Source organism: Ruoffia sp. FAM 26254 (assembly GCF_045528545.1).
GTDB classification, from domain to species: domain Bacteria; phylum Bacillota; class Bacilli; order Lactobacillales; family Aerococcaceae; genus Ruoffia; species Ruoffia halotolerans.
Genome location: NZ_JBGQQY010000015.1, coordinates 15,557 through 29,390, shown reverse-complemented (window position 1 = coordinate 29,390; position 13,834 = coordinate 15,557). Strand labels below are relative to the sequence as shown.

Sequence of the window (13,834 nt, the reverse complement as noted above, 5' to 3'; positions counted from 1 at the left end):
CCACAAAATGAAATAATTGCTTGATTCATTTATAGAAATTATGTAAATTATGAATAGATTATTAATTCAATTACTCAATAATCTTAATTCATGCATATTTTAGGAGGATTCATGGAAATTATTAACAAGAACTTATTGAAAGCAAAAATTGCGGAGTGTGGTTTAAATAATGGTGTGTTAGCTCAACTAATAGGCGTTAATCGCGGAACGATAAGCAATATTTTGAACGGTAAAACGAAACCCAGTTATGACGTCATCAATGGCATGATTTTCACTCTAAATCTCACCTCAGAGGATTGTTTTAAAATATTTTTTTCAGTTAATACAATTGGTTTTGAGTACGACAACAAAACGGCGGAAGCTTGCTAATGGAGACAATGACGACTGAAAAAGCATTTGAGTATATAGCAAACAGCATGTTTGAAAGACACTCGGTGAATATCTTTAACTACATTCAGAAAATAGAGTCGCGGATTGAAGAACTAGAAAGGGAGAAGAGGAAAGCCTACCTTAGACAGAAGGATGTGTGTGCTGAATTCGGTATAGGACACGCAACACTAAAGAATTGGGTAGCTTGTGGACTGGAAGAGATATGGATAGAAAGCAGAGTCTACTATGACAGAAAAGATATAGAACGTTATATGAATCAGCATAAAATATAAGAAACGTGCCAGCGTGAAAGGAATTAAAGATATCATATGAATCAATTAATGTTATCTAGCAATCTTAATGTCATTGAGTCTGAAATAAAAATGTTTAAAGAATCGATGGGTAGATCTATTTGGGAGATTGGACGTCGTTTAAACCATGTAAAAGAACAAGACCTTATGCATGGTGAATTCATTGATTGGTTGAATACAGTAGGGATAGAGCGGAGAAAAGCCAGTCGGATGATGCGAATAGCCAAGGAGCTACCAGAAAATGAGACAACGTTGTCCCATTTAGGACTCAGTGCCCTTGATCTTATCGCATCATTACCAGAAGAAAGCAGACATACTCCTGCAATGACGAGAAGTGGTGCTATAAAACCACCAATAGATATGACAGTAAGAGAACTTAAAGAGATGAGAAGTGGCTTAAATACGGAAAGTGAGCCCGGTAAACCTACCCAAGAAGTAATCCAACCACCTAGACAAAGAGAACAAGACAGACTGCATATAGAGACACTAGAGTATGAGCTCGAGTCAATGAAGATGAGATTTGCTCAAGTGAATCAACAATATGAAGATGTTCTACAACGTGAGGAGGAGTCTAAAGAAAAAGCGGATCAACTTGATACTTTGAAAAGAGAACTTAATCAAAATAAAACTGAACTTGGAAAAATTGAATCACAAATTGCGAGTACACTTGATTTGCATGACTTAAAACGAACTGTAGACACATTACTCATAACAATATCACCTATGAAGTACCATTCAACATTTAAAGCAAGTAGCAATAATATGGATTTACATCAGAAGTTTGAAGAGATAGTTACTTCAGTTAGTCAGTGGTGTGAGGATATGTACGGGTTATTACATAAATCAAACATTATAGAAGCAGATTTTGAAGAATACGATTACTAGGAGGACCTTATTATGAATAATGAGATGGTAGCAACAAATCAATTTCCGAAGTCTTTCAGTCAAATGATGGAGCATTATAGTGAGACCTTACAATTAATTAAATCGCAAACAACTCAAATAAAACAAATTGATGATCGATTAGATTATATAGAGAATAAACAACCCATTAATCCGGTTATCGCAAGCTTTTTACAACAGCAACGTAAACAGATTGTTATTGAGCTTTTAGGCGGTAAAAGCTCACCAGCTTATAAAAATCGTAAGATAAGTGGGGCAGTATATAGAGAAGCTGCTAGTGCGTTTAAAAAGCATTTTAAAATACCAAGATACGACCTGTTAAAACGTGAAGACCAAGAAAGTGCATTAAACTTTTGGACTGGATGGCTTCCGTCTGAGAGCTTACGAAAACAAATCCTTGAAGCAAATAAAGTGAAGTAGGAGGAATGGACATTAATGGCGCCCCCAAAAAGAGTGATACCAATTTCATTTTGGACTGACCCATATGCAGTAGAAAACTATTCGGTTGAAGATAAGTATTTCATCTTATATCTTATGACGAATCCGGCAACGACCCAGGTAGGAATTTATCGCTTATCAAAAAAAGTCATGAGCTTTGAAACCGGCTATACTACTGACGTAATTAACGTGCTTTTAGACCGATTCGAAAACAAATACAATCTAATTATCTATAGTTCTGAAACACAAGAGATAACACTACTTAAATCATTAACTTACAGCATTATGAAGGGCGGGGATCCAGTTGCACAGTTATTAAAAAGTGAGCTGTCAATGGTCCTTAACCCAGACTTGATACTTCAAACTTATATGAGTTTGCAAAGCTTTTTTGAAACGTCTGTAAGAGTATTCGACCAAACAATTAAAAGACTCTTTGAGTTAGAGCTACAGAAAAGGAATATTCCATTTTCTATGACTTTTACGAGTAATGAGAATGAGAACCAAAATAATAACTACAACCAAAATAATAATGATAATGATAATAATAACCATAATCATATTCGTGGCTATGAATCGCCCCCCGAATCGATAGGCGAATCAGAGACATCATCAAATTATATTAATAAAGGTATTATTTACTATGAGCACCACTTTGGTAAACCAACACTAGAAGTTATAGAGCAAATAGAGTACTGGACTGAATTACTTTCAGTGGAAAAGGTTGTAGGTGCACTTGCACTATCTAAAACAGCAACTTATCCTCTGAAGTATGCATCAAAGATACTTTCAAATTGGCATAAAGATAAAGAAGGGAAATCAGCATAGTGAAATATTTTGCAGCATATGAGCAAATTAACAAGTTGAAGATAGGAAACTTATATAATTCAATCGATGAAGTATTAGAGGCAGCAACAGTTACGATTCTTGAATTTTTTGATGATAAGTCGAATAAAACAAAAGAGGTTTTTGGTGTCGATGCAGAGTCTTATTTTAATAGTCGCATCGGAGATATGTATAGCTTTAGTATTTACCAGATTGACGGAAATGATGCGATTAGCTATATCCGCACAGCAGATTTATGGCAAATAGCGAGATTATCACGTGATACCTATATCATAAAGGGTGTGTTGAGTATTAGTAATGACACAATTAACACTGAGTTTATTGAAGCAATAACGGTGACTGAATATTATTTACGCATCGTATCAAATTTAGAGAATTTACAAAGAGTAGTATGTACGAAGCGTGCAACAATGCTGATTGTAGATACATATATATCCATTATACGAATTAAAGATATTCTAAATATTAAAGATGACGTTTTAGAATATCAATACTATCCGGATTTAGATACATTTGAGCAATTAGGGCTGATCGCAAGAGGAATGTTATCTGGTTATGACATATCATTTTCACTAAACCTGCTTATTTATTATATTTGGGGGCTAACGGAGATCAACTTTGATATTGATTTTGTTAAATGTATTTCAGATGGAGTTAAGGATAGAGGCGAGTTCTATAAACAAGCCATCTAAAGACGATTAGTCCAGTATAGTGATTAAGCTTCACCACCAAGCGAAACAAGAAGAGAGCTGTTCGCTTGGTGGTGATATTTCTATGCTTAAAGCTTGTTCATAAATTATGCTTCATCATCTAAAACTTCAAATTCAGATGGATATTCAAAGTTTGTTTTTAGAATCATTTCAGAGAACTTTATCATTTTCTCAGCCTCTTCTTTTGTAGCTATTTCTATCTCATGTGTGGAACTATTACCTTGAATTCTAATCGAATCAACCCATACTCTGCTTCTTGCGGTAATATAATTTTCTTCTTCAAGATAGTTTACGTATTCTATAAATCGTTTATTGCTTTCAGCACCAAGTTCTACAGCAATATGCATTAATAATTTTCTACATAATAAAACCACTCCAGTATAGGATCTAGCTGAAAATGAATCTCGTGCTTCTGTGTATACTTTGTTTAGCATTTCTGGAAGATTCTTAACATCTTCACCATATCTTAAACCTGGAATTTGACCTTCTTCAATTAGAAAAGTAGGTAAGTTGCAATAACTACAAATATAAACACCATAATTTTCAATCTGCTTTTCAGTATTGGTAGTACTATACATTATCAAACCACGTTCTGATGAAGTATGTCTACCGCAATGACCGCAATGAAAAGCATTAATTGCTGGACAAGAATCACCTCTCCAGTAAAAATGTTTTTTTAACTCATGAAAAGAGTTATTTAAATCAAAATTTGCCATTTAAGTCCCCTCCTTGAAAATCAATATATCAAAGTTTAATAGAACAAGCGAGAGAATTGTAAGCGATTAAATATCTATGATGTGTTCTTTATTCACATCCACATCAGAAAATTGTGAACGGATTGGTTCGGACGAGTCCGGCTGGAGCCCGCGAGGGCGGGAAGCGGCAACGAGTACGAAACAAGGAGAGAGCAATTTTCTGATGTGGATTTTAAAAGACTTGTCCTCAGGATGAGCAAAAAAACATAAATTTAAAAGTAACCGTATTTAGGCTAAAAAGATGCCTATTTACGGTTATTTTATTTGCCAATAATTAGGTCGATTAACCAAGTTGACGAGCCGATTGGTCTGGTAAATTGCCAGTAGAAAGATAATATTAATAGTATAAAGACATAAGTTAATTTGACTCACAAATCCTATTCAGATGCATTTTATAGGTGATTTGAAACCTCATTATTAGAGTCAGTCAATCTAAATCCCCAGAAAAGCCATGGGGTGACAATAAATAGAAAATTTTCGTTATTAATAGTGAAGCGCTTTAAATATTAAGTAAAGGAGGGATAGCATGAAAGAGTTCTTATCTGCAAGCTTAAAACTTCAAGCGATTAATCCAGTTACTGAAGAAAAAACAACAGTGACGTTAAGAGATTTAACACAGGATGCACCAGCAGCTGAAGTTCAATCAGTTCGTAATGCACTTCAAAGTGTTATGCAAGAGCCAATTGCACAAACAACAGCGGTTGAAACTTACTTCTATAGTTAAGCCATTTAGCATATTAAGTTAGAAAGGAGGGATAGTCATGGAAGAAACTTTAAATCTAGAATTACTATTTAAAGATGAAGGTGGAGCTTCAAAGAAAATTTCAATTAAAAATCCAAAAGAAGGATTATCTAGTCAAGAAGTTCAATCTGCACTTGATACTATTGCGGGAGCGGAAATTTTCGTTGGAGTAAACGGAGATTCATATGCAGTAGGTACTGCAGCACGTTATGTACGTCGTGCAGTTGAAGAAATCTATGTTGCTTAGTATTAAACCATATTGGCCTCGCTTAATGCGGGGCTTATTTTTTTAGAAAGGAGGGCTTATATGTCTTTAATTGAGTTAGGTAGTTTAGCGGGAGCGATGGTTGCTGTTATTACATTAACAACAAAGATTATTAGTTTAATAACGTCTATTCAAAATCTTATTACTCGCCTAGATGTGATGCAACGAGATTTAGAGTACAACACGTTAAAAATTCGTGAAGTAACTAAGCAAGTGAATTCACATGAATCAAAATTTTTTGTAGTTGAATCAAAATTGAATGATATCCAAAGAACTTTAAAGGAGAACCTAAATGATATCTTTAAATAATAGAGTATATGACTCACTGAAGTGGTTTGTTTTAATCGTTTTACCGGCAGTTTCTGTTCTGATCCAAGGATTAGGCGACTTATATGGTTACTCAAGTTCTGATGTAGTTGTATCTACAGTTAATTTATTCACTGTATTTATTGGAACTATTTTACAGATTTCATCAAAAAATTATTATGATGGAGGTACAAATAATGGTAACAGCACAATCAGTTATAGCTAAGGCACGTGAGTATCTAGGAGTTCAAGAAGGCACACAAGCACACCACCGCATCATAGATGCTTATAATCAAGTTAAGCCTGTACCCGTTGGTTATCTAGTAAAATATAGTGATGATTGGTGTGACACGTTTATAAGCTTTATTGCTGATAGAGCAGGAGCAAGTCAATTGATTGGTCGTGAGTGTGGGGTGCAGAGGCATATTGCTATTTTCAATGAACTAGGGATTTGGATTGGAAAGAAGTTTCCTAAAATGGGCGATGTTGTCACATTTGACTGGGATTCTAATGGATGGGCGGACCATATTGGCTTTGTTGAGAAAGTAGAGAATAATCGCATCACAACGATTGAAGGGAATAGTAATGGACGAGTAGAGCGCAATACTTTCGCATGGAATGATAAGCGGATAAAAGGGTATGCACGTCCGAAGTACAAGATTATAGGTGAATTAAAGAAAACTATTGATGAAGTAGCAAAAGAAGTGATAGCTGGAAAATGGAGTACCGGACAAGCTAGAATCAGTGCATTGCTAGAAGCAGGTTATGATGCGAATGCTGTTCAGTCTAAGGTAAATGAGTTGCTAATACCGACTGTAGACAAGCCTATTAACTCAAGTGAAGTGATTTCTCTATCATACAATGGAGCTATTTTATCTAAAAAGTATGTAGAGAAGATCCTGTCTTTAGCCAATGAATATAAAATATTACCTAGTCTTTTAATTGTCATGTTACATTTTGAAGGGTTATGGGGCAATTCCAATGTAGCAAAGATTGATAATAATTGGGGTGGAATGACTTGGTCTACGTCATATGTAGGTAATCCTAAAGTAAATAAGACTAAAGGCAGTAAAAGACCAAGTAATGAGGGTGGAAATTATATCCATTACTCTACCGTAGAGGATTTTCTTGAAGACTGGGTGTATTTACTCCGTCCAAATGGAATCTATAAAGTAAGTGGTATAGGCAATTTTAAAGAAGCTGTAAAAGGACTATTTAAAATTGGTGGTGCGAAGTATGATTATGCTGCATTAGGGTATACAGATTACTTAAGTCGGATGGAAGCCCGTAAAGATGCGATTGAAAAGCAGAATCCTAGTGTCTTAGGTAAGTTAGATAATTTGTTTAACGGTGGAGGTACTCATAAGGAAGCATCTAGAAAGTATAAGATTGCTCCATCTGCGACCAAATGGTTAACAGGCGAAGCTATCGCATCATTTGCGAAAGATTTAGAGTTTGAACTGATTGAAGAAAAAGAAGTTGTAAATCAAGCATATCTACTCGGGAACGACGGTGTTCCAATTGGTTGGTTACTTGATGAGGATGTAGTATAAGCCTGTTAAATGTATGAATTTTTGGTAAATAAGCTATCTTAATTATTAAGCAAATCACGCAACTCATTAGCGTAGCGAATGGTTCATTCGAGTCCGGCTGGAGCCCGTAAGGGCGGGAAGCGGTCACGAGAATGAAACACCGAGCGGAGCTAATGAGTTGCGTGATTTTTATATTGCATACTGATAATTCTGTTTACTTTTTATTTAATGATAGTGCATGACGTAAGTACTCATAAGTTCTAACTTGTTGGTTATCAGATTGCATACTTACTTTGAATATAAAGAAGTGATCGCGATTGTCCTTCGAATAGGGAAATGGTAAGCGGAAGTAATTAACTTGAGCTTCGCTCATAGTAAGTAGTATGTTTTCTGTTAAAAATGGTAAAGGGATGACCATATTTGAATACTTGTTAAAATCAGTTTTAAATCGGTTGTAGTTGTCACTAAAGTAATCAAACTGCACGCTGCTTCTATTTAATTTTGTAAAGTCCATAAAATACCTCCTTAATGAAGCAATGTTCGTTAATTATAAGAACAAATGTTCGCATCGTCAAGGAGGTTTTTCCATTGAATGTTCTGCGAACAATCAATCTTGGATTAGCGAAGTGAAATTGATATGTAATATCGACACACGCAAAAAGCGCGTGAGTCACCTAACTATGGTAATAAAAAAATACCGAATTAATCGGATAACCGACAAATTCGATACAAGGTTGGTATGTGAGAAATTATACTTTATAACAATGAAATTTCAGAAATACATGATAAATTACAAAAACAAGATATTACACCTAAAAGAGCAGACGAAATGAAAGCCGAGCTTAAAGCGAAAATAACCGAAAAACGAGATTCTGCTACCGATTCTATTGAAAAAATGCTGAATCAAGTTAGAGAATCAGAATTAAAGCGTATTGAGGGCAACCGCCAAACAGTCACTCAAGAAGTAATGAATGAATTGAGTTTACTAAGTCAAATTGATGTGGATCACGATGAATTATTAGAGTATGCAGAAAAACATTTGAATAGTCCGCTAGTGTTAAGACGTATTGCTGATATTGCAAAGCAAAAAGAGATTCCCTTTGCTTTACCAGATAGCGAAGAAGTTAAACTTGAAAAAATATTAAATCGTATTAATGGTGACGTTAATTATGTTACCGAGCTAATCAACGGTGGAGATTTAAAACTAGCCAAAGGCAAATTAGCGTTTTTAAACGATGGTACAGTTGAAACGTATGATAGTATGCTTATTGATTATAGCGGCAGTAGTAATCTATTAAAAGATCACACTGTTGTTCAAGAAGCAAAGAAGCTTACTGAATCGAATAATAACGAAGTACCCGTTAATGAAAATAACATTCCTAATGCTGACGCAGTTGTTGCTAAAATGCGCCTAGCTTTTGCATTCTTCATATTTTCATCTCCTAACTATTAATGTTAAGATTAGGATAAAGTATATCGAAATATAATTCAAATATTATGCAATATATTGCTAAGGGAGATGTTAGTATGCGATAAAAAGAAATATTAAATCTAATTTACATTGGGGTTTTAACTGTATTCATAAAGTATATACTAGATGTGTTTTTTCAAGTTTTATTTGATAGAAGTTTAGCAGATATCGTTAAAGAGTTTGTTCAAAATATATTGAATAAATAGAGTAATAACTAAAAACTATTAGTAACAAAATTACACGATGAATTGGTCTCTGGTTAGAGTATTATACTAGTGAATCACACTACTATATCTGGAATTCCGCTTTACGTTCTCCTCTAGAAACTTCGTCTTTATATTGCTTTCTAATACGTTTTAACGTTGCTACGCTTATACCTGTGATTGTAGCTGACTCTGCGATACTATTGGTTTGCATTATATCAATTGCTTTTAAATATCTAACGCTTAATTTACGCTTTGGGCGCCCCTCTTTAAAGTTTGGATTGTGTATTTTTGCATATGTAGTGCACCCTTAAAAACGGACTTTAATTGAATATTTTTACTAAGCGGCTTGTCATCTATATTGAATAGGTGACAGGCCGTTTAGTTTTGTTTTGATACGTTCGTGATTGTATCAGTAAATATATGATCTGATTCGTGCTTCTAACTCCCCGACACTTTCAAATGTTTCACCGTAATACATTTTTTGCTTCAATAAACCAAAAAAGTTTTCCATCGGTGCATTATCTAGACAGTTCCCTCGTCGGGACATACTCTGACAAATGTTGTTTTCTTCAAGTAAGTTGACCCATGGTGATTATGAAATCCTTGTTCGGTGTGTAACATTAAGCCGTGTTGCTCAGGGAGTTTTGTTAATGCATCTTCAAGTGATTGATTGATAAATTGAACCGTCGGAGATTGACTGAGACTATACGCGGTCATTTCACTATTTTAGAGATCCATAATCAGCGATAAATACATTTTGCTTTCTGAATGGGCTACTTTAAATTCAGTCACATCACTCACCCAAACCTGATTTGATTCTTTCGTAACAAATTGGCGATCCAGTTGATTATCAGCGATGGTTCCAACTTCCACTTTGAATGAACGATATCGACGACTTTTACGGCGGAATTTCACACACAAGAGTTGATCTTCTCAAATAATTCTTAAGACACGCTTATGATTTATTTTACGTCCTCGCTGATTTAGAGCTAAGGTGACTCTGCGATAACCATAACTTTGGTTTGACGCTTCAATAATCGCTTTAATTTCCTCGATGAGTGTATTCTCTTCAGTATCGTCCTCGGGTTGATTTAATTTTGCTTTCCATTCATAGAATGAACTTTTAGGAATGGCCATCAACTCAAGCCAAGTTCTAAGCTTAATCACTGGGAAGTCATGCCTTAACTCCAGAATTATTTTTGTTTTTTCTTTGTGTTTGATTGTTTCTGGATCAAGGCCTTCAACTTTTTTAGATACGCGTTCTCCGCTTCTAAATACATCGTTTTTTCCCTTAATTCAATGAGTTCTTCTAGTTCAGATTGTGATAGGTTTCGAGGTTGCTTATCTTGATGAGTCATAGCACGGTCTCCTTTATTTTTTTGACGTCCTGGTGGCCCATTTAAGCCTTCGAATCCTTGAGTATCATATGCTCTCTGCCAATTAGCTATCGTTGATCCTTGCTTGATACCAAAGTGTTCAGCCGCTTCTCTATAGGACACCTGATGTATGTCTCTATAGTTTAAAACAGGTAACTTGAATTCGCCACTATATTTCGATTTAGATAAACTTTTTTCAATCCCAGCCTCACCATACATTTGATATTGATAACACCAATTTTTAATTGTACTACGTGCCACACCATATTGTTTAGATAAGCTCTTGTGTGAAACACCCGCTTCATTTTCTTTAACTATCGTCAATCTTAGCTCTTTATTATATTCTTTTTCCATCTAAAAACCCCCTAAATCCATGTCCGGATTTAGGGGGTCACTACAAAATCTTAGCCTATTTACGGTTATTTTATTTGTCTAAAGCTGGATACATCTAACAGTTTGTTGAACCGATTGCGCTGTTAAAACCCTATAATGACGCTATCATTAATAGTAAAAGGAGAGTGAGATAGACTTTGAAAACGAATGAAGATTTTGAGCAGTTACTAGACCAATACAACCCACTAATCCATCGTGTTATGAAGAGTTTATATATTTATCCATCAGACAATCAGTATGAAGATTACCTGCAAGAGTTACGTATCAAACTTATAAAGATAGCAGAGAATTTTGACGGCGACCCGCTTGTTAAAGACAAGTACCGATTCACTAATTTTGCTAAGCGTGGTTTGACTTGGTATCTAATCGATCTATTCCGGTCAGACAAAAAAGAAAAGGATGAAGTGTCGCTCTTAGATATTACAATTATAGAAGAAGACGGATTAGGCCTATTAGAAGACAGTCGATTAGCAATCACATCCTTTTACGAAGAAGTAAAAAAGAGGCTTAATAGTACGGAAATTACGTTATTTTGGGCCCTTCTCAGTGGGAACTACACATCACAACAGTTAGCAATGGAGTATGGGGTTAGTCGTAAAACAATTAGTAAAAGAAAGAAACAAATTAGAGATAAACTCCAATCTTTAAAAATCATTTTAAATCAGTAGAGTGACACTCTTAAGTTTCATGACGTTCTTATTAGTGTAGGGCAACTTACAAATACAGAGCGAGGAGGAAATGATATGAAAGAGTTCTTATCTGCAAGTTTAAAGTTTCAGTCAATCAATCCGGTTACTGAAAAGAAAACAACGGTAACATTACGAGACTTAACACAAGACGCACCAGCAGCAGAAGTTGAAGCAGTTCGTGATGCATTACAAAGCGTTACTGATGAACCTATTGGCAAAACAACATCAGTTGAAACGTATTTCTATGGATAAGTCATTTACTAAACTAAATTCGGAAGGAGGTAATATTCATGGAGGAAATTTATAACCTAGAATTGCTATTCAAAGATGAAGGTGGAGCAAACAAAAAAATTACGATTACTAATCCAAAAGAAGGTTTGCCAGCTCAAGTTGCTCAATCAGCATTAGAAGCTATCGCAGCTGCAGAGATATTCGTTGGCACAAACGGAGATTCTTATGCATCTGGTACTGGAGCACGTTATGTACGTCGTACAATTGAAGATGTCTATACTGCTTAGTCTTGATCAGTTTCACAGCCTCGCTTTTTGCGGGGCTTATTTTTTTAGAAAGGAGGAAATTACCATGGCATTTATTGAATTAGGTAGTTTAGCTGGAGCGATGGTTGCAGTTATTACATTGACAACAAAGATTATCAGTTTAATAACTTCGATTCAAAACCTTATAAACCGCCTTGATGTGATGCAACGAGATTTGGAATATAACAAGTCCAAGATTAGTGAAGTCACAAAGCAAGTCAATACACATGAGTCTAAAATTTTTATTATTGAAACAAAATTAAATGATATTCAAAAAATATTAAAGGAGAAATTGAATGATGTCTTTAAATAACAAGTCATATGACATGCTGAAATGGTTTGTATTGATTGTTTTACCAGCTGTATCAGTGCTAGTGCAAGGGCTAGGTGATTTATATGGTTACTCGAGTTCTGAGGTATATGTTTCAACGATTAATTTATTCACTGTTTTTGTTGGTACTATTTTACAGATTTCATCGAAAAATTATTATGATCGGGGGAATAATGATGGCGACAGCGCAAGCAGTCATTAATAAAGCAAGAGAATACTTGGGGGTTAAAGAAGGTACGGTGGCACATCATCGCATCATAGATGCCTACAACCAAGTTAGACCCGTTCCCGTTGGCTACATGGTTAAGTATAGTGATGATTGGTGCGATGCATTTGTCAGTTTCATTGCTGATAAGACCCAAACAAGTGAGTTGATAGGTCGTGAATGCGGCGTTCAGCGTCATATTAACATTTTTGAAAAATTAGGGATATGGCGTGGAAAAGAATTTCCTAAAATGGGCGATGTTGTCACATTTGATTGGGATAGTAATGGTTGGGCGGATCACATCGGTTTTGTTGAGAAGGTTGAGAATAATCAGATTACAACGATTGAAGGTAATAGTAATGGACGCGTTGAGCGAAATACCTTCCTATGGAACGATAAACGGATTAAAGGCTATGCACGACCGAAGTATAAAATCATAGGAGAAATTAAAAAGACGATTGAGGAAGTAGCCAAAGAAGTTATTTCTGGAAAATGGAGTTCTGGCCAGGAAAGGATCAATGAGTTATTAGCTGCTGGTTATGATGCGAGTTTGGTTCAAAAAAAAGTAAATGAAGTCTTAACATCTGTTGATAAGGGTGTGGATAATGGAGCGTTGCCTGTGATGACATATAATGGGGCTACACTCTCCGAAAAGCATATCAAAAAGATAGTCGAATTGGCTAAGGAATACAATATACTACCTAGTCTTCTTATTGTGATGTTGCATTTTGAAGGAGTATGGGGTGAATCGAACGTTGCCGAAATCGATAATAATTGGGGTGGTATGACCTGGTCTGATTCATATGTAGGTAATCCTAAGATTAATAAAAACAAAGGTAGCAAACGCCCTACAAATGAGGGTGGCCATTATATTAAGTATTCAAGTGTCAAAGATTTCCTTGAAGATTGGGTTTATTTACTGAGACCAGGTGGCAATTATAGAGTGAGTGGAATTAGTAATTTTAAACAGGCTGTTAAAGGTCTGTTTCGAGAAGGTGGAGCAAAGTATAATTATGCTGCCTTAGGCTACGCAAAGTATTTAGAGCGTATGGTAGCTCGTAAGTTAGCGATTGATAAGGAAAATTCAGGTATTCTGGATCAATTGGATTCAACGTTTAGTAATATCACAAAGAAATTGAAAGTGAAAGAAGAAGCGTATAGATGGTTTACTGGTGAGAAGATACCCGATTGGGTCAAAGACTTAGAATTCGAACTCATCGAAGAAAAAGAGGTCATGCAAACGATTTATTTGCTTGGTAACGACGGTATTTCAATAGGTTGGATAGATAAGTCAGATGTTACTTAATTCTCTTATAAGTGCGTTTAAAACGTAAAATAAGGTGATGAAACGCAAACTAAACTCCCCCAACCCACTAGCTCCGCTCGGTGTTTCATTCTCGTGGCCACTTCCGACCTAATCGGTCTCCAGCTGGACTCGAATGAACCATTCGCT

Annotated in this window: 25 protein-coding genes and 1 pseudogene; 18 read left to right on the top strand and 8 right to left on the bottom strand. The window is 35.5% G+C overall.

Features of this window, described 5'->3' with window-relative positions; genetic code table 11:
• Positions 1-111: 111 nt before the first annotated feature.
• Genes ACEN3Z_RS05550 through ACEN3Z_RS05525 form a run of 6 tightly spaced genes read left to right on the top strand, consistent with a single transcriptional unit; the run spans position 112 to position 3,556 of the window.
• Positions 112-369, top strand: coding sequence for a helix-turn-helix transcriptional regulator (locus ACEN3Z_RS05550; protein WP_407089990.1), 258 nt, complete (start codon positions 112-114; stop codon positions 367-369).
• A complete protein-coding gene (locus ACEN3Z_RS05545) occupies positions 369-662 on the top strand; it encodes a hypothetical protein (RefSeq protein ID WP_407089989.1) in 294 nt (97 codons plus the stop codon). Before ACEN3Z_RS05550 ends, ACEN3Z_RS05545 begins: the two co-directional genes overlap by 1 nt.
• Before the next feature lie 36 nt (positions 663-698).
• Positions 699-1,565 (top strand): DUF3102 domain-containing protein, encoded by an 867-nt coding sequence (locus ACEN3Z_RS05540; protein WP_407089988.1) that lies wholly within the window; start codon positions 699-701, stop codon positions 1,563-1,565.
• 12 nt (positions 1,566-1,577) lie between these two features.
• The gene (locus tag ACEN3Z_RS05535; RefSeq protein ID WP_407089987.1) at positions 1,578-2,003 is read left to right on the top strand and encodes an ORF6C domain-containing protein; all 426 of its coding nucleotides are present in this window, start codon (positions 1,578-1,580) and stop codon (positions 2,001-2,003) included.
• A 15-nt stretch (positions 2,004-2,018) separates the two neighbouring features.
• Complete coding sequence (locus tag ACEN3Z_RS05530; protein ID WP_407089986.1) at positions 2,019-2,846, top strand: hypothetical protein; 828 nt, start codon at positions 2,019-2,021, stop codon at positions 2,844-2,846.
• A complete protein-coding gene (locus tag ACEN3Z_RS05525; protein WP_407089985.1) occupies positions 2,846-3,556 on the top strand; it encodes a hypothetical protein in 711 nt (236 codons plus the stop codon). Before ACEN3Z_RS05530 ends, ACEN3Z_RS05525 begins: the two co-directional genes overlap by 1 nt.
• Before the next feature lie 104 nt (positions 3,557-3,660).
• Here the strand turns inward: ACEN3Z_RS05525 and ACEN3Z_RS05520 are convergent, their stop codons facing one another.
• A complete protein-coding gene (locus ACEN3Z_RS05520; protein WP_407089984.1) occupies positions 3,661-4,290 on the bottom strand; it encodes a DUF4145 domain-containing protein in 630 nt (209 codons plus the stop codon).
• 565 nt (positions 4,291-4,855) lie between these two features.
• Between ACEN3Z_RS05520 and ACEN3Z_RS05515 the strand changes: the two genes are divergently transcribed.
• Genes ACEN3Z_RS05515 through ACEN3Z_RS05495 form a run of 5 tightly spaced genes read left to right on the top strand, consistent with a single transcriptional unit; the run spans position 4,856 to position 7,195 of the window.
• Positions 4,856-5,053: a hypothetical protein gene (locus tag ACEN3Z_RS05515; protein ID WP_407089983.1), complete on the top strand. Its 198-nt coding sequence runs from the start codon at positions 4,856-4,858 to the stop codon at positions 5,051-5,053.
• A 37-nt stretch (positions 5,054-5,090) separates the two neighbouring features.
• Positions 5,091-5,318 carry a DUF2922 domain-containing protein gene (locus tag ACEN3Z_RS05510; RefSeq protein WP_407089982.1) on the top strand — a complete coding sequence of 76 codons (228 nt, stop codon included), beginning with the start codon at positions 5,091-5,093 and terminating at the stop codon, positions 5,316-5,318.
• Positions 5,319-5,378: 60 nt separating this feature from the next.
• Entirely contained in the window at positions 5,379-5,645 is a 267-nt protein-coding gene (locus tag ACEN3Z_RS05505) for a hypothetical protein (RefSeq protein WP_407089981.1), read from the top strand.
• Positions 5,629-5,868 (top strand): phage holin, encoded by a 240-nt coding sequence (locus ACEN3Z_RS05500; protein WP_407089980.1) that lies wholly within the window; start codon positions 5,629-5,631, stop codon positions 5,866-5,868. The genes ACEN3Z_RS05505 and ACEN3Z_RS05500 overlap by 17 nt, the downstream gene beginning before the upstream one ends.
• Complete coding sequence (locus ACEN3Z_RS05495) at positions 5,840-7,195, top strand: CHAP domain-containing protein (protein WP_407089979.1); 1,356 nt, start codon at positions 5,840-5,842, stop codon at positions 7,193-7,195. Before ACEN3Z_RS05500 ends, ACEN3Z_RS05495 begins: the two co-directional genes overlap by 29 nt.
• Positions 7,196-7,388: 193 nt before the next feature.
• Here the strand turns inward: ACEN3Z_RS05495 and ACEN3Z_RS05490 are convergent, their stop codons facing one another.
• The gene (locus tag ACEN3Z_RS05490) at positions 7,389-7,688 is read right to left on the bottom strand and encodes a DUF5960 family protein (RefSeq protein ID WP_407089978.1); all 300 of its coding nucleotides are present in this window, start codon (positions 7,686-7,688) and stop codon (positions 7,389-7,391) included.
• Positions 7,689-8,003: 315 nt separating this feature from the next.
• Between ACEN3Z_RS05490 and ACEN3Z_RS05485 the strand changes: the two genes are divergently transcribed.
• Entirely contained in the window at positions 8,004-8,627 is a 624-nt protein-coding gene (locus ACEN3Z_RS05485; RefSeq protein WP_407089977.1) for a hypothetical protein, read from the top strand.
• A 306-nt stretch (positions 8,628-8,933) separates the two neighbouring features.
• Here ACEN3Z_RS05485 and ACEN3Z_RS05480 read toward each other — a convergent pair whose 3' ends face one another.
• The 6 genes and pseudogenes from ACEN3Z_RS05480 to ACEN3Z_RS05455 form a co-directional block, all read right to left on the bottom strand.
• On the bottom strand, positions 8,934-9,062 hold the full coding sequence (locus tag ACEN3Z_RS05480; protein ID WP_407089976.1) for a hypothetical protein: 129 nt from the start codon (positions 9,060-9,062) through the stop codon (positions 8,934-8,936).
• A gap of 138 nt (positions 9,063-9,200) precedes the next feature.
• Positions 9,201-9,362: pseudogene (locus ACEN3Z_RS05475) on the bottom strand (IS3 family transposase).
• 11 nt (positions 9,363-9,373) lie between these two features.
• Positions 9,374-9,568: a hypothetical protein gene (locus ACEN3Z_RS05470; protein WP_407089975.1), complete on the bottom strand. Its 195-nt coding sequence runs from the start codon at positions 9,566-9,568 to the stop codon at positions 9,374-9,376.
• Positions 9,569-9,577: 9 nt separating this feature from the next.
• On the bottom strand, positions 9,578-9,766 hold the full coding sequence (locus ACEN3Z_RS05465; RefSeq protein ID WP_407089974.1) for a hypothetical protein: 189 nt from the start codon (positions 9,764-9,766) through the stop codon (positions 9,578-9,580).
• A gap of 18 nt (positions 9,767-9,784) precedes the next feature.
• The gene (locus ACEN3Z_RS05460) at positions 9,785-10,018 is read right to left on the bottom strand and encodes an IS3 family transposase (protein ID WP_407089973.1); all 234 of its coding nucleotides are present in this window, start codon (positions 10,016-10,018) and stop codon (positions 9,785-9,787) included.
• Positions 10,019-10,044: 26 nt separating this feature from the next.
• Positions 10,045-10,581, bottom strand: a complete 537-nt coding sequence (locus ACEN3Z_RS05455) for a helix-turn-helix domain-containing protein (protein ID WP_407089971.1) — start codon at positions 10,579-10,581, stop codon at positions 10,045-10,047.
• A gap of 176 nt (positions 10,582-10,757) precedes the next feature.
• On the opposite strand from ACEN3Z_RS05455, the gene ACEN3Z_RS05450 reads away from it, so the two are divergent.
• From ACEN3Z_RS05450 to ACEN3Z_RS05425, 6 genes are all read left to right on the top strand, one after another.
• Positions 10,758-11,288 (top strand): sigma-70 family RNA polymerase sigma factor, encoded by a 531-nt coding sequence (locus tag ACEN3Z_RS05450; protein WP_407089970.1) that lies wholly within the window; start codon positions 10,758-10,760, stop codon positions 11,286-11,288.
• A gap of 75 nt (positions 11,289-11,363) precedes the next feature.
• The gene (locus ACEN3Z_RS05445) at positions 11,364-11,561 is read left to right on the top strand and encodes a hypothetical protein (protein WP_407089969.1); all 198 of its coding nucleotides are present in this window, start codon (positions 11,364-11,366) and stop codon (positions 11,559-11,561) included.
• 38 nt (positions 11,562-11,599) lie between these two features.
• On the top strand, positions 11,600-11,827 hold the full coding sequence (locus ACEN3Z_RS05440) for a DUF2922 domain-containing protein (RefSeq protein ID WP_407089968.1): 228 nt from the start codon (positions 11,600-11,602) through the stop codon (positions 11,825-11,827).
• 64 nt (positions 11,828-11,891) lie between these two features.
• Positions 11,892-12,158 (top strand): hypothetical protein, encoded by a 267-nt coding sequence (locus ACEN3Z_RS05435; protein WP_407089967.1) that lies wholly within the window; start codon positions 11,892-11,894, stop codon positions 12,156-12,158.
• Complete coding sequence (locus ACEN3Z_RS05430) at positions 12,142-12,378, top strand: phage holin (protein ID WP_407089965.1); 237 nt, start codon at positions 12,142-12,144, stop codon at positions 12,376-12,378. The genes ACEN3Z_RS05435 and ACEN3Z_RS05430 overlap by 17 nt, the downstream gene beginning before the upstream one ends.
• The gene (locus tag ACEN3Z_RS05425) at positions 12,350-13,687 is read left to right on the top strand and encodes a CHAP domain-containing protein (protein WP_407089964.1); all 1,338 of its coding nucleotides are present in this window, start codon (positions 12,350-12,352) and stop codon (positions 13,685-13,687) included. The genes ACEN3Z_RS05430 and ACEN3Z_RS05425 overlap by 29 nt, the downstream gene beginning before the upstream one ends.
• Positions 13,688-13,834: the final 147 nt, after the last annotated feature.